The sequence below is a fragment of the Kangiella sediminilitoris genome, assembly GCF_001708405.1.
Lineage (GTDB): Bacteria > Pseudomonadota > Gammaproteobacteria > Enterobacterales > Kangiellaceae > Kangiella > Kangiella sediminilitoris.
In genome coordinates, this window is sequence record NZ_CP012418.1 from 768,074 (window position 1) to 786,810 (window position 18,737).

At 43.7% G+C, this 18,737-nt stretch carries 15 protein-coding genes; 7 read left to right on the plus strand and 8 right to left on the minus strand.

Annotation, left to right across the window (positions count from 1 at the left end):
- The first annotated feature begins 72 nt into the window (after window positions 1-72).
- Together KS2013_RS03570 and KS2013_RS03575 are read left to right on the plus strand one after the other, a co-directional pair.
- Window positions 73-1,143: a hypothetical protein gene (locus tag KS2013_RS03570; protein WP_156768957.1), complete on the plus strand. Its 1,071-nt coding sequence runs from the start codon at window positions 73-75 to the stop codon at window positions 1,141-1,143.
- Entirely contained in the window at window positions 1,131-3,023 is a 1,893-nt protein-coding gene (locus KS2013_RS03575; RefSeq protein WP_068989860.1) for a M14 family zinc carboxypeptidase, read from the plus strand. The genes KS2013_RS03570 and KS2013_RS03575 overlap by 13 nt, the downstream gene beginning before the upstream one ends.
- Before the next feature lie 44 nt (window positions 3,024-3,067).
- Here KS2013_RS03575 and KS2013_RS03580 read toward each other — a convergent pair whose 3' ends face one another.
- The gene (locus KS2013_RS03580; protein WP_083217774.1) at window positions 3,068-3,979 is read right to left on the minus strand and encodes a DMT family transporter; all 912 of its coding nucleotides are present in this window, start codon (window positions 3,977-3,979) and stop codon (window positions 3,068-3,070) included.
- Window positions 3,980-4,062: 83 nt separating this feature from the next.
- Here KS2013_RS03580 and KS2013_RS03585 point away from each other — a divergent pair, with 83 nt between their 5' ends.
- Window positions 4,063-5,250, plus strand: a complete 1,188-nt coding sequence (locus tag KS2013_RS03585; RefSeq protein WP_068989863.1) for a BaiN/RdsA family NAD(P)/FAD-dependent oxidoreductase — start codon at window positions 4,063-4,065, stop codon at window positions 5,248-5,250.
- A 47-nt stretch (window positions 5,251-5,297) separates the two neighbouring features.
- Here KS2013_RS03585 and KS2013_RS03590 read toward each other — a convergent pair whose 3' ends face one another.
- From KS2013_RS03590 to KS2013_RS03600, 3 genes are all read right to left on the minus strand, one after another.
- Entirely contained in the window at window positions 5,298-8,189 is a 2,892-nt protein-coding gene (locus KS2013_RS03590; RefSeq protein WP_068989867.1) for an insulinase family protein, read from the minus strand.
- Window positions 8,190-8,324: 135 nt separating this feature from the next.
- A complete protein-coding gene (locus KS2013_RS03595; protein ID WP_156768958.1) occupies window positions 8,325-8,858 on the minus strand; it encodes a hypothetical protein in 534 nt (177 codons plus the stop codon).
- A 158-nt stretch (window positions 8,859-9,016) separates the two neighbouring features.
- Window positions 9,017-9,841, minus strand: a complete 825-nt coding sequence (locus KS2013_RS03600; RefSeq protein WP_068994374.1) for a M90 family metallopeptidase — start codon at window positions 9,839-9,841, stop codon at window positions 9,017-9,019.
- 195 nt (window positions 9,842-10,036) lie between these two features.
- On the opposite strand from KS2013_RS03600, the gene KS2013_RS03605 reads away from it, so the two are divergent.
- A complete protein-coding gene (locus KS2013_RS03605) occupies window positions 10,037-11,578 on the plus strand; it encodes an AbgT family transporter (protein ID WP_068989870.1) in 1,542 nt (513 codons plus the stop codon).
- A gap of 45 nt (window positions 11,579-11,623) precedes the next feature.
- Here the strand turns inward: KS2013_RS03605 and KS2013_RS03610 are convergent, their stop codons facing one another.
- Window positions 11,624-13,843: a thiamine pyrophosphate-dependent enzyme gene (locus KS2013_RS03610; protein WP_068989873.1), complete on the minus strand. Its 2,220-nt coding sequence runs from the start codon at window positions 13,841-13,843 to the stop codon at window positions 11,624-11,626.
- Window positions 13,844-14,024: 181 nt separating this feature from the next.
- Here KS2013_RS03610 and KS2013_RS03615 point away from each other — a divergent pair, with 181 nt between their 5' ends.
- The 3 genes from KS2013_RS03615 (at window position 14,025) to KS2013_RS03625 (ending at window position 16,546) form a co-directional block, all read left to right on the plus strand.
- A complete protein-coding gene (locus tag KS2013_RS03615; protein ID WP_068989876.1) occupies window positions 14,025-14,996 on the plus strand; it encodes a PLP-dependent cysteine synthase family protein in 972 nt (323 codons plus the stop codon).
- Window positions 14,989-15,282, plus strand: coding sequence for a hypothetical protein (locus KS2013_RS03620; RefSeq protein ID WP_068989879.1), 294 nt, complete (start codon window positions 14,989-14,991; stop codon window positions 15,280-15,282). Before KS2013_RS03615 ends, KS2013_RS03620 begins: the two co-directional genes overlap by 8 nt.
- Window positions 15,283-15,370: 88 nt before the next feature.
- Window positions 15,371-16,546 carry a trans-sulfuration enzyme family protein gene (locus KS2013_RS03625; protein WP_068989883.1) on the plus strand — a complete coding sequence of 392 codons (1,176 nt, stop codon included), beginning with the start codon at window positions 15,371-15,373 and terminating at the stop codon, window positions 16,544-16,546.
- 57 nt (window positions 16,547-16,603) lie between these two features.
- Here the strand turns inward: KS2013_RS03625 and KS2013_RS03630 are convergent, their stop codons facing one another.
- From KS2013_RS03630 to KS2013_RS03640, 3 genes are all read right to left on the minus strand, one after another.
- The gene (locus KS2013_RS03630) at window positions 16,604-17,029 is read right to left on the minus strand and encodes a helix-turn-helix domain-containing protein (protein WP_068989886.1); all 426 of its coding nucleotides are present in this window, start codon (window positions 17,027-17,029) and stop codon (window positions 16,604-16,606) included.
- Window positions 17,030-17,175: 146 nt separating this feature from the next.
- Complete coding sequence (locus KS2013_RS03635) at window positions 17,176-18,081, minus strand: spermidine synthase (protein ID WP_068989889.1); 906 nt, start codon at window positions 18,079-18,081, stop codon at window positions 17,176-17,178.
- Window positions 18,074-18,694 (minus strand): fused MFS/spermidine synthase, encoded by a 621-nt coding sequence (locus KS2013_RS03640; protein WP_068989893.1) that lies wholly within the window; start codon window positions 18,692-18,694, stop codon window positions 18,074-18,076. The genes KS2013_RS03635 and KS2013_RS03640 overlap by 8 nt, the downstream gene beginning before the upstream one ends.
- Between the last annotated feature and the right edge of the window lie 43 nt (window positions 18,695-18,737).

Genomic DNA, 18,737 nt, shown 5'->3' on the forward strand with positions numbered 1-18,737 from the left:
TGGTAAAACTAACTTGAAACTTGTAGGTCTAAACGTTAATGAGTGCCTAAAAAAGTTTCGCACAGGTATATTATGACTAAACTAAGATCCTACTTAATGGTCACGGCTCTGATATATTCAGGTCTTACAGTCGCTGTTGATACAGGGCCGTTATTAATTTCTGAACTTCCTCCTGGCCAAGTTTACAGTGAGAGCGAGTTAGCAGCCTTTGAAAAGGGTGTTGATTTGAAACTAAAGGGTAGGGAGTCATCAGGACTAGAAAAGGATTATCAAACTTACAGTGCCGTTTTATCTATTAATCCTGAAAAAGTAACTCCAGAACAAAAAGACTATCTGCTTAAGCTGACCGAGCATAAGTCTCTTGCTTACAAAGCCCATCCTGAAGGACCTGTGGCAGTCCCGGTCTTTAATATCAGGGCCTTGGCAGAGTATAAAATTTTTCAGTATGAGGTAGCAGCACAAGCTGAAAAAATGAAAGAGCTGATAGCCAACGATCACCAGTTATTTGTTAAAGAAAGCCTAAATAACAAGGCGCAGTTACAGGCAGCCAGAAAAGCGCTTAACGATTCATTACCAATCAGTGATGCAGTACTGAACAATATGGTGATGTCATATAAAGCTAATAACTCAAGTTCAAGTGCCATGCTGTTAAGCGAACTGGTCCAATTGACCGGAAATAAACAGGCTGTTTATGCATTATTGGATTTTGAAGGCGAGCATTGGCAGAAGAGTCAGATACTAAATAACTTAAGTCAGTATCTTACTGCGCAAGAACAGGAAGCCGTGCTGCACAATCTTATTCATCAGAAAGGTGAGTTATCATCTCAGGCTGTATTACATTATGCCAGGCTGCCTGCCACGGTAAGTAAACCTGACCTACTATACGGGTTGTTATCTGATCAATATTTGGGAGCCAGTAGCGCTGCCGCACTGGCCAGGTCGGCTCAAAAGCCTCTAGACGTTCGATGGTTGAAACATAATATTCAACGTCATTCGGAATCCAGGGTAACTGTTGCCAATAGTTTACTGGCCCTTAAATTAGCGGGTGATGTTGAATCAAAATATATTCTTAGGGAGTTGCTTGAGTCTGACGAAATAAAATTTGATGACATGAAAGCAGAGGTGTTGGCATGGTTAAAATAAACTCAGGTGTTGTTGGTGTTTCACTCCTACTCACCTCATTATTCGTCAATGCTGAAGTCTTAACCTATACCGAAAATACAAACTCTAGTAATGAGTTAGCCATTGGATATCCGGTACCAGAACCAATAGATTCTCTAACCGCGGTAAACGGCTTCCGATCTTATAATAGCCTTCATAACCAGCACCAGGCTCTGGCCATAAACAACGAGGAAGTTAGAAGCAGTATTATCGGTCAGACCCACTATAACCGTGATATTTATGTTTATCGATTTGGAGATGTCGATAACCAGACCGTTGATGGTCAGGCTGAACCAGCCTTTTTAATTAATGGCGGGATTCATGCGCGAGAATGGCAGAGTCCAGAAGTGGTAACTGAGCTGATGGAGCAAATGGTCGAAGGTAAAAATGATCAAGCCATGGTGCAATATCTACTGGAAAATACTAATACAGTAATAGTCCCAGTTTTAAACATTGATGGTTTCTTACAGACTCAGCGTTACCCTAATCAGGTAACCCAAACACCGGGAACCAGTTCCAGTTCAGAGCCTTTACAGAAGTTTGCTCAGCCCAGAGATGGAAGAATGAGGCGTAAGAATATGCCCGCTGTGGATGAGGTGTTATCAACAGAGTCAGATCGCCTTGATGGGGTTGATCTCAATAGAAATAGCGAGGTGTTTTTTGGTGTGCAACCTGACAATAGTACACCAACCAGCTTAATTTATGGTGGAGCCTCAGCTTTTTCTGAACCAGAAACTCAGGCGTTATTAGAAGCTGCTGAATTAGGCCCAAGAAATAGACTTCGCTTTTATCAGGATACCCATTCGTTCTCAAGGGTTTTATTTGTACCGCAACCTGAAAATGCGCGTCGCAATGCAATTACTAATAGCCTGGCTAATAAATTTCAGGATGCCACCCGAGTGCAAGGTTCGGATTATTTTCCAGTCATAGATGCTGTAGGGAGCGGTATACCAACAACAGCAGATTATTTTGCATTTACTGATTTAGTTCCAGCGTGGACACTGGAGATTGAACCTCCTCTGGGATTTACTAATGTTCCAGATGGTGGCGCTTTTTATGGTGGTACCGGTGCGAGCCATTCAGGTTTTATTTTACCGTCCGGTGAAATAGAAAGAGTAAGAGATGAGCTGGCAGTAGCTCAGTTTCTAATGCTTTATCATCAAGCGGGACCAGCATATGTTACTAATGTGAAAGTGACAGATACTAATGGCTCCGAAGTTTACGCAGCCTCGTGGCAATCATCGACGGGAAATCGCAATTTATCAGTCACGACCGATACAACATTAACCGCTGGGCAGGAATACAATCTTTTTGTTAGTTTCAGCAAGCCGATGAGAGTAAGGAATGCTTCTGGTAATATTGCTCAGTATCCAGGACAGTCTGTGAGTTTAGTACCCTCTATTACTTTAACCGGAAATGGGGGGAGCGGTAACTTTACTCGTACTATAGCAGTTAGTAGCACTGATTGGCTGGATCAGGAAACCGATGGTTTTAGCTTTATGCGGTACAAAGATGATTCCTTTAAAACAACTTTCACCATTCCGTCAGACATACCGGTCAGTTCAAATAATGGAACAACGAATATCAGCATTAGCATTGATGTACAGGATTTCGCCGGCTTGTCTCTGGATGCTAACCCATCCACTCCGGTAGACTGGAATAATGGTGCCTGGACTGGCTATGAGAACGGTAGTGGGCAGCTGGGCGATACAGGTGGCGATGATAGCAGCTACCAAATCAAAGTATCAAATCAGGGTCTGACTCTTTCTGCGCCCCAGTCCAGTGGTGGCGGTGGTAGTCTTGGATGGCTGCTGCTATTGATACTTTCAGCTGCGACGTTAAATAGATGTTTTCGTCGTTAAAGTTTGAGCAGTGATGTTTGAATGCACTCAAACATCACTCACATTTATTGAACTGTGGGTTTCGTTTTCCGTAAGTCTTTTCGGTTAATGACAAACGTATTGCCCGCGGCAATAAAGAGAATTCCTAAAGCCACCGACCAGGTCCACTCAAAATCTTCGAATAAGGTTGAAATAATCAAAGCTACCGCGGGGAAAAGCACTACCGCATAGGACGCCTTATGAACACCTATTCTCCGCAGTAAAGTCAGGTAGCAGCCAAAAGCAAATACTGAGCCAAACAACGAAAGATAGACCAGGCTGATGTTATAGGATAGAGATAGGTTATAGGTAATGGGTTTACCTTGTATCAGGCCGATAATTAAACTGACGATAGCTCCATAGGCCATACCGTAAGCATTCATCTGAATCACCGGCAAATCATATTTCTGTGTTTGAACAGAGACCAGGTTGCCTACAGAAGCCATCAATACCGCCATAATTGCTAACACCAATCCGTATACTGCCGTGTTTTCTAAATTGAAGTGGCTCAGTTCGTCCCAAAATATTAAAACCATGCCGACAAGACCTAGTAAGGAACCAATCGCGACTCTTAGAGTGATAGGTGTTTTAAAGAAAATTCTGGAGTTAATGATATTGACGATAAGCACGGCTGAAAAAATGACAGAGGCCATTGCAGAACTCAGGTATTCCTGTGCGTCATAAATAAGGATGTAGTTCATGCTGAACATACAGCTACCGAGTAAGATCAGCCATAAGTGTTGAATGAGGCTGAATTTTAATGACAACTTTTTGAATAGACAGTAAAGCCAAAGCAGAATTGCGGCCAGTGCAAAGCGGTAGAAGGAAGAGTATTCATGGGCAACGCCTTCAAGCTGATACTCGATGGCAAACCAGGTGCTACCCCAGATCAAAACACATAAAAAATAGAGTACCGACGTCGACATTAAGAACTGCATGGTATCTCCAAAGAGTTAGAATGGGCAGATGATGCCATAGATGATAAAATTCTGCTCGAATTATTTGTCGACAAGTAGCAAACATGCAAAAAGTAGATGTGATCATCATAGGCGCTGGTGCCGCGGGGTTAATGTGTGCGATTAGCGCGGGAAGCCGAGGCCGCTCGGTTGTGGTGATGGATCATGCCAATAAAGTCGGCAAGAAAATCCTGATGTCGGGTGGTGGGCGCTGTAATTTTACTAATTATTACGCTGAGCCTGCGAACTACCTCTCTAAAAATGAACACTTCTGTAAGTCAGCCATGAGTCGTTATACCCAGTGGGACTTCATTGGAATGGTTGAAAAACATGGTATTCCATATCACGAAAAGAAGCTGGGGCAGCTGTTTTGCGATAATAAAGCCAAAGACATTGTGAATATGCTATTGGAAGAATGTTCTGAGGTTGATGCCGATGTCCGGACGCATTGTTCCGTTGAGCAGATTAAGAAACAGGATGAGGGTTTTCTGTTAATTACTAGCCAGGGAAAATGGCAGTGTCAGTCACTCGTTATCGCAACAGGGGGGCTGTCGATACCTACTATGGGAGCCACAGGATTTGGTTATGATATTGCTCGACAGTTTGGACTGAAGGTTCTGGACACAACAGCAGGGCTAGTTCCTTTCACATTAACACCCCATTTACTGGAACAGTTCGAAGGACTTTCTGGTACTTCCGCTGACTCGATAGTTTCATGTAATGGTCAGTCATTTAGAGAAAATATCTTATGGACTCACCGCGGCTTAAGTGGGCCGGCGATTCTCCAGATATCCTCATACTGGAGACCGGGGGATTCGGTTGGGATTAATCTATTTCCCGATATCGACTTATTGGAGCATCTGAAAGAAAGGCAGCAATCTAATCCAAAAAGTCACCTTAATGGCGTTTTATCAGAGACACTGACTAAAAAACTGGCGGATAGACTTTGTGAGTTGTGGTTCGTTGATTTCTATAAGAAACCACTAGCTGAGCTTTCCAATGAGCAAATGGCAGCTGTTGCGGAGCAATGTCAAAGCTGGCAGTTAAAGCCTACCGGGACAGAAGGTTACCGTACTGCAGAGGTTACCCTTGGTGGGATTGATACAGATGAAGTTTCCTCCAAAACCTTTGAAGCAAAAAAAGTACAGGATCTGTATTTTATAGGTGAGGTATTGGATGTTACGGGACACCTTGGAGGATATAACTTCCAATGGGCCTGGGCCAGTGGCCATGCCTGTGGCCAATACGTATAAAAAAAGAGCTCGAATGAGCTCTTTTTCGTTTTAAGTTTTTGTATCTATCAGTCTGCTAGTTGTTGAACACAGCTATCGGTCTTACATAGATGATAGTTTTCCGCCTGATAGCTCTCTTCACTCTTGTGTGCCTGACCAATATTCCAGGCTGCTATAGAAGCACGGTGATCTGATACTACATAATGTTGATAAGCCTCAATGACTTTTGACAAAGGCATTGAGCGAACAGCCGCTATCAACTTTTCTTTTGAATCAAAGTCATACTTATCATCATATAAGTCATTTGAAAGCTGGCTAATTTTATCACCCAGGTTATCAAGACGTTTATCCAGGTTAGATAGCAATCCAGCTATTTGAGCCTGGTACTCTTTTTCTGATAACCCTTTTAGGTACTCGGGTTGTTTTTGGATAAATGCATCAAATTTTTCCATTAAAACAGCTGGGTGTGCCTTAGGCGATTGAATCAATAAACCGAGCCCCGGAGTCTGGTCAAAGTTGTAATTGAACATCTGAACAATATAACCGTATTGCTGCTGAGTTCTTAACGAATCATAAAAACGATGCCTCAGCAGGTGATTCATAATTTGGAAAGTGGCCTCTTGTTCAACGTCTTCTGAATCGCCCTGGAATACCCATACCAGACTCGAATCATTATGATTAACAGTGACTTCACGGATAAATTCTTCACCCTGATCCAGACCGATAACCTGACTTTCTGGTTTGATACCTCCTGTCAGCCGCTCGCCAAGTTTTTTACTTAAGTTTTGACCAAGGTGTTGGACAGCTGCTTCAGTAATATTACCTATATAGATAGCGTCGAGCTGAACCTTATCCAGTAAATTCGGTGCTTTGTTTGAGAAGGTTTTGAAGTCAATGGTCTTAATTATTTCGAGTGCTTTGTCTTCTGAAATTGCTTGCACATTAATTTCATTTCCAATGGCTGAGATAACTTGGCTGATAGGACGCTTAAACTTACTGTTCTGATAACTTTGGATCATATTAAGCTTAATACGCTCAAAATCATCCTGTTTAAATTGATTGGACAGCATCTCATCCACGACCGTATTTAACAGTTCTGGGATCTTTGGGCTATAGCCTCCAGTGCTAATTTGAAACCCACGAGTATTCGATGACAGGCTATAACTTAGACCTGCTACTCTAGCTTCATAGGATTCTGTTGCAAGCTGATCGTTAATGTAATTAACGAAAATATCTCGAATGACTTTTAACTCATCATTGTCATAAAACACCGGTGTATATAGTCTCATTGTGAGCGCTGACTTGGGTAGTCCGAATTCATTTTCATTTTCAAACCAGATACGGACTCCATTTTGCTCATAGGCCAGCTGTGGTTCTGTGACCTTTACCTGTTTCTCTACGATAGACAAGTCTTTAGCCAGGTATGGGTTAGACTCCGGCAGCTGCATTTCATCGTAAACCTCTACATTAGACCAGGCCTTGATTTGTTGCTGTGACAAAGGCTCCATGGTGTAGGCAACATCGTAACGAGCTTCTTTCGTATCCGAAGTAATGTCTGGAGCTGAAACCACCAGGCGCAGATGTTCAGGTGTTATATGAGATAAGAACTGTTGTATAAGCTCTGGGTCGAACTGATCATAGACTCGACTGATATCAAGTGCATGCTCTGCTGGATAGTACTGCATATTACCAGCCAGTGCTCGTGCCAGGTTGGCGGGCTGAGTCTTGCTTTGGTATTCAAACTTAGTGTCAGCGATGAGCTTCATTTCATCAAATATTGACTCCTTCACGCCGTCTTCTTTAATCAGCTTAAGGTAAGCGAAGAAAGCCTCAACAACTTTATCTGTATTTTCATAGCCATCATTGGTTAGCTCAATATTCACAATAAGTCGTGAAAAGTCATCTGGGCCATAAACATAATCGTATAGGTTTTTGATGTAGCCTTTGCTCTTTAAATAGTCATACAAAGAGCCTTTGCTACGGTAGGTCAGAAGGCTTGAAATGTAGTTTAACGGCTTTGCTCTGAAATGCTCGGTTGCTTTAGGTAGAGCGAACCGCAGTTCAAGAAAGCGTTTGTTTTCCAGAGTCTGTACACCTATTTTTACACCTTGCTGTGAATCCAGATAAGGTACAGGGCGCTTGGCGTGTTCGGGCTCATATCCATTATTGGGGATATCAGAAAACTTACTCTCCACCCATGACATGAGTTTGTCCGTAGGATAGTTACCCACTACTACAAGTGACATGATACCAGCAGAATAATATTTCTTATGGTGGGCTTTGACATCTTCTAGAATCTTACGACTGTCTGTATTGGATAGAGTGGATAGGTTGCCTACCGAAAACTGTGTCATTGGATGCTCTTGGTTCGCGGTTTGCTTTACGGCTTCATGCAAGCGTCGAGCATCGTCCTTAACTTTAAGTTTGTACTCAGAGTGAACTGCATTACGTTCTTTTTGAACGTATTTGGGATCAAACAGCGGGTCAATGAAAAAACGAGAGAAACGATCCAGCGCTGGCTCAAGCTGATTATTGTCTATCTGGAAAAAATAACTGGTATTTTCCATTCCCGTTCCAGCGTTATGGGTTCCACCATGTTGCGAAATGAACTTGCCATATTCGCCGACCTCTGGATACTTTTTAGTGCCCAGGAAAAGCATGTGTTCCAGATAATGAGACAAACCCTCACGATCCTTTGGATCTGCCAGATGGCCAATATTAACCACTAGCGATGCAGCAGCCTTATCGGCTTCAGGATCAGAAACAACAATAACTTTCAGCCCATTTTCGAGCGTTTGATATTGATATTGGCGCTCATCAAGGTGGCTTTTGTTTACAGTGGTTGCTGCTTGCTGAACATTATCTCCTTTTTGAGCAGTGGTAGCACATGCTGTAAGCAGTGAGGTCGATATCGCGGCCACTAGAGATACTTTCAAGGTCGTGAGTTTTTTCAATGTCATGATCAATTCCCCTATTTCAATGACAGCTATTCTAGCGATCGGCTGTGTATATCTGTAGTTTGAATTTGTAACAAGATAAAACGTTCTTAGTAGGGGGGATATAAAGCCCACCAGGATGATGGGCTTGGGTTTGGACTAATTATCCTCAACAGGAATCATGATATGAGCGTATGGGGTTTCTCCCCACATCACATAAGGCCCCCCCTGGGAAGGGTCATCGGTAATTCCTTTTAGGTATTCCTTGGGAACAATAATCATTAAGTGAGGACCAGTTTCAGTATAATCTTCGGCCTCTTTGGGGTTGGGGTGATAGGGTGTCGCATTACTGACTCCGGCCCCACTATCACCTTGTAACATGTAAGATATACCAACCCTGTCGGTTGAAAAGTCTTCCTTATTGGATAGGGCCTGCATCATATCTTTCCAGACGTCGTCAACGCAGACAGGTGCATTATCTCCCGGCATGGTATCGGGCATACAGGTCCAGCCATTACTGCCTTCCACCAATACTTCACCGCCATCAACGATAGTGGCATCAGCACTCACTGACGGAGGAGCAGCCGATCGGGCTTGTTTAATACGTTCTTCTGGGTTGGCAACGCTAATGTTTAAGCAACACATGAGAATAGAGGGGACAACAGCTGCGGTATAACTTGATAGTAGTTTCATAGGACTCTCCTTAGTAGCAATAATTGAGCTAGAAGAATAGTAAGAGTCCTGTCTTGACAAGTTTTCAACGATGTTGTCGCTGGCAGGGCTATTCTTTTAGCCCAAAAAAGCCATTATACGATTGTTTTTTGTACAAAACTTGCTCAATTGCTCATTTTTTATACCCAGGCCGAGGGATCTACAGAGTAGTATTTTTGAAGCTGCGCATAAAGTTTGCTATGACGTTTTTTGAGTTCAGCTGGCTTTTCGAAGAAAACCTCGCTGGCGACGGCAAAGAACTCAGCTGGATTGGTAGCACCATAGTGATCAATTAGAGTGCGTTCGCCTTTTTGCGCTTGCTGCCTCAAGTCTTCAAATTCAGAAGACAGAACCTGAGACCAGGTATCATAATCCTGCTCCTGCGTTAATGGGGGAGCACCATTGGTGACGCCAGACTCGCCATCCAGCTGGTGAGCAAATTCGTGAATCACCAAGTTATGACCGTCTTCAAAATCCGCAGCTCCCTGTGCTGAATCCTGCCATGACAGAATCACTTTTCCTCGATTCCATGACTCTCCAAGTAGCACTCGTGAATCTCGCTGGTGAACGCCAGAACTGTCCTGAGTGGCACGATTGGTAATAAACGCGGCTGGATAGACCGAGATGGTTTTTAGGAAAGGGTAAAAGTCTGTTGGTCTATTTAATAGTAACAGGCATGCCTGAGCAGCAATTGTGACACGGACTTCTTCAGTAATTTCCTGACCTTGATGGCCTATAAATTCCTTTTCAGACAGAAAGATTTTCATCTTATCTTTAAGTTGAAGCTGAAGGTCGGACGGAATCTTGTAGAAGAAGCTTAAATTTTTTCGCAATATCTGTCGCCACTCTTTCGGAAAAGGCTCGCTGCTGATCAGTTGACGCTTTTTCCGTTTTCTATAATTCGATGTCGCAATCCAAACGATTAACCCAGCACATACAAATAGGAAAATATAGAGTGGTAGCATTGCAATCTTTGACTGGAGAGCCTTATCGGTGGGGTTAACAACTAGTATTGGGCTATTAAAATATATTTCAAGCATTACAGGTTGTTATTAACGGTGAGTCTTTGTTAGTGGTCGGATTTGATTAAAGGGATTTACCTTGAAGATATAGGACTGTTTAGGGTATAAATCTAGTTTGGTTTATTTTGGGGATAACAAATGAGTGAAGAAACGAGCAGCGCAAATGGCGTTGTGGCTCGCTTTTTAAATACTATTGAGCGAGTAGGGAACAAGCTGCCGGATCCGGCGATAATTTTCTTGGTAGCCATGTTGATAATTTGGCTATTGTCCTGGTTATTTTCAGGCGTCAACTTTTCAGCAATAGATCCTCGAACAGGCGACCCTATTGTTATTAAAAACCTTTTAACAGGTGATTCATTAGCCAGCTTTCTGTCAGGAATGGTAAAAACCTTTACTGGCTTTGCGCCACTGGGCGTGGTGTTGGTTGCGATGTTAGGTGTCGGTGTTGCCGAGCATTCTGGCTATATCAATACTGGCATCAAATTGATGTTGAAGCGTACGCCGAAAATGTTGCTAACACCCATGATCATTCTCGTGGCGATTGTCAGTCATACTGCAACCGATGCTGGATACGTGTTAGTTATTCCACTGGCGGGTGTTATCTATTATGCCATGGGCAGACATCCACTGGCTGGTATCGCTGCAGCATTTGCTGGCGTGAGTGGTGGCTTCAGTGCAAACTTTATCCCTTCCGGCATTGATCCTTTGCTACAGAGTTTTACTCAGAGTTCTGCTCAGATCATTCAGGAAGGTATGCAGGTCAACCCACTGAATAACTGGTTCTTCACTTCGGCATCAAGTCTGTTCATTATATTATTGGGCTGGTATATCACCGATAAGATTATTGAACCTCGATTACAGAAAACCAAAATTGATGGTGATACGGATGACCTGCCGGAGTTTGATACGGTTTCGTCAAAAGAAAAAGTATCATTTTATGTAGCAACCCTGGTTATGGTTATAGGGCTTGTATTGCTGGCATGGGCATCGTGGGGTGAAGACTCACCGATGCGTCACGACGGATCATTAACAAACTTCAGTGCACCGTTGATGCAGTCCATCGTCCCACTCATTTTCTTATTATTCTGGATTCCGGGCGCAGTTTACGGCTTTATCGCAGGAACCTTCAAAACATCCAAAGATATGATTGATGCCATGAGCAAAGCGATGGGTGGTATGGCTTATTACATTGTGATGGCATTCTTCTGTGCATTGTTTATTGCTGCATTTGCTCAGTCTAACCTTGGTGCTCTACTGGCGATTGAAGGTGCGCAGGTGTTAAAGGCAATGGCATTACCAAGTGGTGTTACGGTAATTGGTATTGTACTGCTGACGGCCTTTGTAAACTTGTTCGTGGGCTCCGCTTCAGCAAAATGGGCTCTTCTGGCACCAATATTTGTTCCAATGCTGATGCAGCTGGGTATATCACCTGACTTAACTCAGGCGGCTTACCGTGTAGGTGACTCAAGCTCGAACATTATTACGCCATTAATGCCTTACTTCCCATTGGTTGTAGTGTATTGCCAGAAGTACGTGAAAGACACGGGTATCGGTACTTTAATTGCGATGATGCTTCCGTTCTCGATAGCTTTCTTGGTCGGTTGGAGTTTATTCCTGTTAGCTTACTGGGGGCTGGGAATTCCTCTCGGGCTTCAGGCAAGTTACGGCTTTCCTGGCTAAAGACTAAAAAGGCGCCGATGGCGCCTTTTTTATTTTCTGCTGAACTTAATCTTTTAGTTCAAGAGCTGCTGCAACGATATTGTCCTTGCTTGGAAGTACGTACTGCCAGGAGGTCCCGATAGGAATAAAGGTGTCATGACCTGTAATCCGCTTAATCTTTGGTGGTTTATCCATGTGTTCGATAAGTCCCGTAATCAGCTCTTCGCTTAAAGAGCCTGTCTTGCGGCACTCGTCGACAACCAAAATATTCTCATAGTTTTCGGCAGCTTCGGCGATTGCTTTATGATTGAGCGGTGCCAGCCAGCGAATATCCATCACATCAACAGGGGTTTTGTATTTATCCCTTAGGATCTTTTGTGCCTGCTGAGATAAATAGTGACCGTTACCGTAACTGATGACCAATGTTTTGCTTTTCTTTTTACCTTCGCCCGGGTACAGCGCCGGCTCCCCAAATGGTGCTATTTCATGAGGTTCTGGGTAGACACCCAGCCAGCCATTATCACCCGCCGTGTGTAAATCCTTGGCATGATACAAAGCTATAGGCTCAAGGAATATGACGACACGCTTCTGCTCATCAGCTAAGCGCACAGCTTCCCGTAGCATCTTAGCAGCGTCTTGCCCATGAGAAGGGCAGGCGATAATGATGCCGGGGATTTCTCTTAAAAAGGCCATGCTATTGTCATTGTGGAAGTGCCCACCAAAACCTTTCTGATAGGCCAGGCCAGCGATTCTAATGACCATCGGGTTGGTAAACTGATTATTAGAGAAGAAGGACAGGGTGGATGCTTCGCCACGAATCTGGTCGACCGCATTATGGGTATAAGCTAGAAACTGAATTTCTGGTATGGGTAAGTAACCCAAATGAGCAGCTCCGATAGCGTTACCTAAAATACTGGTTTCATCCAACATGGTGTCGAATACTCTATTGTCACTGAATCGTTTCTGTAAATTAGTCGAAACGCTGTACACACCGCCTTTTTTGCCGACATCTTCTCCAAACATCATAATGTTCGGATACTGTTCCATCAGGTCTGTCAGTGCATAGTTGATCAGTTGTGCCATACTTCTCGGCTTGTCTAAAAATTTGAACTGACGGCCAATGTCAAAAAGCTCATGCCGTTTGCTGAGGGTAGGTAGAGCAGGCATCTCTTTGGCGGGTCGCTCTGGAGCGATCGATGCGCAGACCTCTTCCGCACTGCTGAGTTTCGGCAGTTTAATGGCTGCTTCTGCGGTTTTCTCTACTTTCTGCCTGGTGTTCTCGTAGAGGTTAAGAATGTCGTCGGTTGTCATGTAGCCCGCTTCAATTGCCAAGCGTGCGGAATGCAGTAGTGGATCCTGTGCTTCTGTCGATTCTATGTGCTCAATGCTGTGATACATACTTTCGGTATCATTGCCGGCATGTCCCATCAGTCGAATGGTTTTCATGTGAAGGAACACTGGGCGACGTTCGTAACGCGCAATTTCCTCTGCTTCCTGGGCAGCCAAATAGGCGTCAGGCAAGTGCAACCCGTTACATTGGATATACTCGATGCTCTGGCGGTTTTTAACGTTATTTTCAATCCAGTTGTCCGGCGTCGAGACCGAAATCCCAATACCGTTATCTTCACAAATATAGACCAACGGCAGTGGCTCACCCTTATAGGCGATATATTGAGCAGCATTAAAGGCCGACTGCGAAGTCGCATGGTTAAAGCTGGCATCACCAAAGTTACACAAAATCACGCTGTCTGACGGGATGTCTGCTTCGAATCCTGTGCGTTGTGCTTTGCCTAGAGACCAGGCCGCTCCCATCGCTTTTGGCAGGTGAGATGCGATGGTGCTGGTTTGTGGTGGTACGAATAACTTGGTCGAGCCAAATACTTTGTGGCGTCCCTGTGAGATGGGATCATCTTTTGCCGCAACCAGAGACAATATCTGATCCCGGATCGGATCAACGTTATGGACTTTACGTGAACGCTCGGCCATCAAGGCTCCTGAGCGATAGTGTAGAAAGGCCATATCCGTATGACGAAAGACCTTTCCCAGTGTAGCGTTTCCTTCATGGCCACTACTGCCAATGGTATAAAACCCTATTCCCTGGTCCTTAAGAATTCGTGCTCGTAGATCGAGGTGCCGGCTGATTATCTGGGACTCAAACAACTGCACAAATTCCTGTGGAGAAAGCTGAGTGACACCGGCTTGTATGTTACTGACTTTGTTAGGGAATTTTGCTGTTTTTAAGGCGATCAAAAAATTTTGGTCGATGACACTGGCACGGTCGAGCATTGTAATAATTTTATGTGATTTTAAGTTGGCGATTAGTATGCTTTATGGATATAAGGATGTCACTTCACAAGCCACTGGTTGGAGCAGATCATCTGCAGACCTAAGTTTGACATTAGGTTTTGGGCTCTAATGTGTTAAAGTAGCGCCTTCACGATATAAGGTTAGGTTATATTGAAGCTATATGAAGGTTTATGACAATGTTCTTGAGATGGTCGGCAACACGCCGATGCTCAAATTCCACAAGATGAATACAGGCAAATGCCAATTATTTGGCAAGCTGGAATCACAGAATCCAGGAGCCTCAATTAAAGACCGTATTGCCATCAGCATGATCGAAACGGCTGAGAAAGAAGGGCATATCAAGCCTGGTGATACTTTGATCGAAGCGACAGCTGGTAATACCGGACTCGGTCTGGCCATGGTAGCTTCGCAGAAAGGTTACAAATTGAAAATTGTCATGCCAGACAAAATGAGCATGGAAAAAGAATATAACCTTCGCGCTTTCGGTGCAGAAGTGATGCGTACCCGTTCAGACGTGGGTAAAGGCCATCCTGAATATTATCAGGATGTCGCTAAGCGTCTATCCGAAGAAAATGGCTGGTACTTCATTAATCAGTTCTCCAATCCAGCGAATATTGCGGCTCACTACATGACCACTGGCCCAGAAATCTGGGAACAGCTGGATGGCAAGGTTGATGCTGTTGTTTTAGGCGTTGGTTCAGGCGGAACGGTTACAGGTATAGGGCGCTTCCTGAAAGAGAAGAATCCGGATATCGATATTGTCCTGGCGGATCCGGACGGTTCAATCCTTACGCATTATCATGAGACCGGTGAAATGTCTGAAGCTGGCAGCTGGGTAATTGAAGGTATCGGTGAAGACTTTATTCCTGATATTTGTGATATGAGCCTATTCACCAAGGCTTATACAGTGACTGATAAAGAATCATTGAATACTGCCCGCGAGTTGATGTTGAAAGAATCTGTGATGGGCGGCTCTTCAACCGGTACGCTAGTAGCCGCTGCGCTGAAATATTGTCAGGATCAAACGGAACCAAAGAATGTTGTTACGTTTGTTTGCGATACGGGTAACCGCTACTTGTCGAAAATGTATAACGATGAGTGGATGAAAGAGCAGGGCTTTCTAGATGACTGATAAACAAACGCCGACACCGCCGACAGCCAATATATCCTTGTGGTGGCTATTGCTGGATATTATCGGCATGGCCTTAGTCGTATTGGCGGGTTATGAAATCTATCTGATTAATGAAAAGAACGCGGGTATGTTGGCTGAGTACTTTAGCTGGCCGCATTATCCGTGGGTTATTATGGGTGTTGGTGTTCTTTGTATGCTCCCTTTCCATAAACAGGTCTTTGCATTATTCCGGAAAGTAAAGCAATACCAGAAAGAGCTCGCCAAGAAAGATCGTCCTGATTTTTAAGCGTCACCCCTTGAAATTAGCTGTAATGACTCGATGTTATACTAATCTGTTCATTACAGCTTAAATTGATATAACCAACAGGTATTTTATGTCAGACAAGAAATTAAAGTTTGCTAGCCGTGTTATCCATGCTGGCCAGAAACCAGAGCCAATCACTGGCGCCGTAATGCCCCCTATATTTACTACTTCAACTTATGCGCAGCCTGCTCCGGGTGAGCATACAGGGTATGAGTATTCACGTAGTCAGAATCCAACGCGTATGGCTTACGAGCGTTGTATCGCTGACTTAGAAGGTGGTAAACAAGGTTATGCATTTGCTTCCGGTATGGCTGCAACCAGTACTATTCTTGAACTACTGGATGCTGGCTCGCATATCATTGCCATGGATGATCTGTACGGTGGTACTTTCCGCTTGTTTGATAAAGTTCGTAAACGTACAGCCAATCTTGATTTCAGCTTTGTCGATTTATCAAACCTGGATAATCTGGAAAAGTCGTTAAAGCCAAACACTAAAATGATCTGGGTGGAAAGTCCAACCAATCCAATGTTGAAAATGGTCGACATGAAGGCGATTGCTGATTTTGCTAAGAAGCATAACCTGATTGCGATTGCAGATAATACATTTGCGACACCATTCAACCAGCAGCCTCTGAGTTTTGGTTTTGATATCGTAATGCACTCGGCAACGAAGTACCTGAATGGCCACTCTGACATAGTCGGTGGTGTTGCAGTCGTTGGTGATAACGACGAACTGCGTGAACAGATGGCGTTCCTGCATAATTCAGCGGGAGCGATACAGGGACCGTTTGATAGTTATTTAGCCCTTCGTGGTTTGAAGACTCTTGCTTTGCGTATGCGTCAGCATAATGAGAATGGACAGAAAGTAGCTGAGTTCCTGAGTAACCATCCCCAAATTGATAAGGTGTACTATCCGGGGCTTGAGTCACACCCACAGCATGAATTGGCGAAAAGCCAGATGAAAGGGTTCAGTGGCATGGTGTCTGTACTGGTTAAAGGTGAGACACCTGAGCAGGCGGCTAAAAACTCGCATGAGTTTATGAAAAAGCTAAAAATCTTTACCTTGGCGGAAAGCCTGGGTGGCATTGAAAGTCTATCAAACCATCCTGCCATTATGACTCACGCATCTGTACCATATGAAGTGCGTCAGGAAATCGGTATTTTGGATAACCTGGTTCGCCTATCTGTGGGTGTCGAGGATATTGATGATATTCTCGAAGATCTCGATCAGGCTTTGAAATTTTAACAAAAGCTCGATAATGAAAAGGCGCCGATTGGCGCCTTTTTTATTAACAGCTGAACCTTACCATATTTTATCTTTATCACCTTTTCGCACCGTCAAGGCAGCAACATAAGCGGATAAGAAAAGTGGACTGGCACCTATCAGGAAGCCTTTACTGAAAAAGCCAGCAACCCAAAATGATAATCCTAGGAAAAGGCAAAATCTTTCGAGGTGAATTAAGCTTTTTCTGTCTTTGATTCCCAGCATGTTTATGCGATACCACCAGGGTTTACTTTTCCAGTCTTCAGTTGTTTTATCAATCACGATAATCTCCTTTTGCAAAGTTTCGATATTTGTTTCGAAAACAGATGCCAGAGCTTTGAGTGACTCTAAACTGGCCCGGTTACCACTTTCTATTCGTTGAATGGTGCGAATACTGATGCCACTAAGAATAGAGAGTTGTTCCTGTGACCATTGTTTTTGTTCACGTAATTTTTTTATAACCATCAAAGTCTCCGTTGTCTGTTTCGATGGAAATTATCTCTAAAATACCAGTTGACGGTGACGACATACGCCCGCCAGTGGGGTGACACTGACCGTTTATGGGTAAAATTGTTTGTTATATAACCAGTCAGTGCCGAATAGTTGCATATTTACTTAAGAAGGTTTGCAGGAGAGTATTGATCCGTCAATATTTTCGCACTGGTGTCCCAGTTCACTTCCGTATTAATTGCGTCAAATACTCTTAGGCTGTCCACGCCATACTGCATCATTATCCCTTTTAGCTGATTAACTTTTTTCAGCAGAGAACGCTTTTCTGGAAGTTTTTCATTGCTGACTACAATGACTCGGTTTGTTTTTTCGTCTTCAAAGCGAATCTGGTAAAGTTCGCCAAACACTTCATGGTAGGTTTCAGATTCATGGTGAAAAAGGGCACTGGAACTAAAAGTATTTGCCATGATGATGCCACCTGGCTTGAGGATACTTTTCACTTCTTCCAGATACTCTTTGGTCATCATATGCTCTGGAATGTAGTCACTGTTAAATGCATCCAATAAAATAAAGTCGTAACGCTGATCCTTGCGTTGAGCGCGTTTTACAAAAACTCGACCATCGCGAATATGCGTTTTGTATTGCTCACCCTCATCAGTATAACTGAAGTACTTTCTGGCCATGTCAGCCACAACCTCATCAATTTCTACCGATGTAATGTTAGCTTCCGGGTAAATTTCCTTGTAGTGATTGACCAGAACACCACCTCCAAGACCAATAACTAGAATATCTTTAGGCTCGTCTAAGAAAAATGTCGCGCCCATTGCCAGCTTGTAGTAATCGAAAACCAGCTGTTTCGAGCCATCCTCAAAAATGCAGGACTGGCTTAGATCGTTATGACTCTTCTTTCTGAAGCGCATACAAATATAGCCGTGTTCCTGAACCATGTAGACGTTTTGATACAGGGAGCGCTCTTCTTCCAGAATTTTAGCTTCAGCAGGAGCGGCAATTAAAGCAGTAATAAAAACACATGTACTTGCCAGGAATAGGTGTAATAACTTATTCATTATATAGCTCCGCTTTCTCTGCTTTAGGTAAAGGTTTGGGGAATAATATAGCAACAATCCCTACTACAAATAATACTGCTGCAACCCCATACAGAATATTATCAAGCTCAAACCACAGTACCAGATAAAAAGAAGTCATGATGGTACCCAGGGCACTGCCCAACGTCGACACGAAGTATAGGAAGCCTGCCGTCTGTCCGCTGCTTTCGGTATTAGCTACCAGCAGTCTGACAGAGTAGGGCGCTACCATGCCCATAATGGTGGTTGGAATCAGGAATAGAATGACAGAACTGACCAGAGAGCCATACCTGGGATCCTCTATGTGCATAAACACCCAGTCTGACAGTTCGGCATGCCATATAACCAATGGCAATGTTGTCAGTGAAGCTATGATGAAAATTGTGCCGTACTTTCTGGTATTGGGCTCTCTTAGGGAGAGTCTTCCGCCAACCAGGTAACCAATAGAAAGTGCAAGCATGAATACGGTAATGATACTGCCCCATACATAGACACTACCGCCAAAGTAAGGTGAAAGTATTTTTCCACCAAGGAGCTCCACGGTCATAATGGAAAAACCCATGATAAAGGCGCAGAGCAAAACAAGAGTATTCATAAACGGTCTTATAGATATTTTGGTTCACTTGATAATAAGGGAA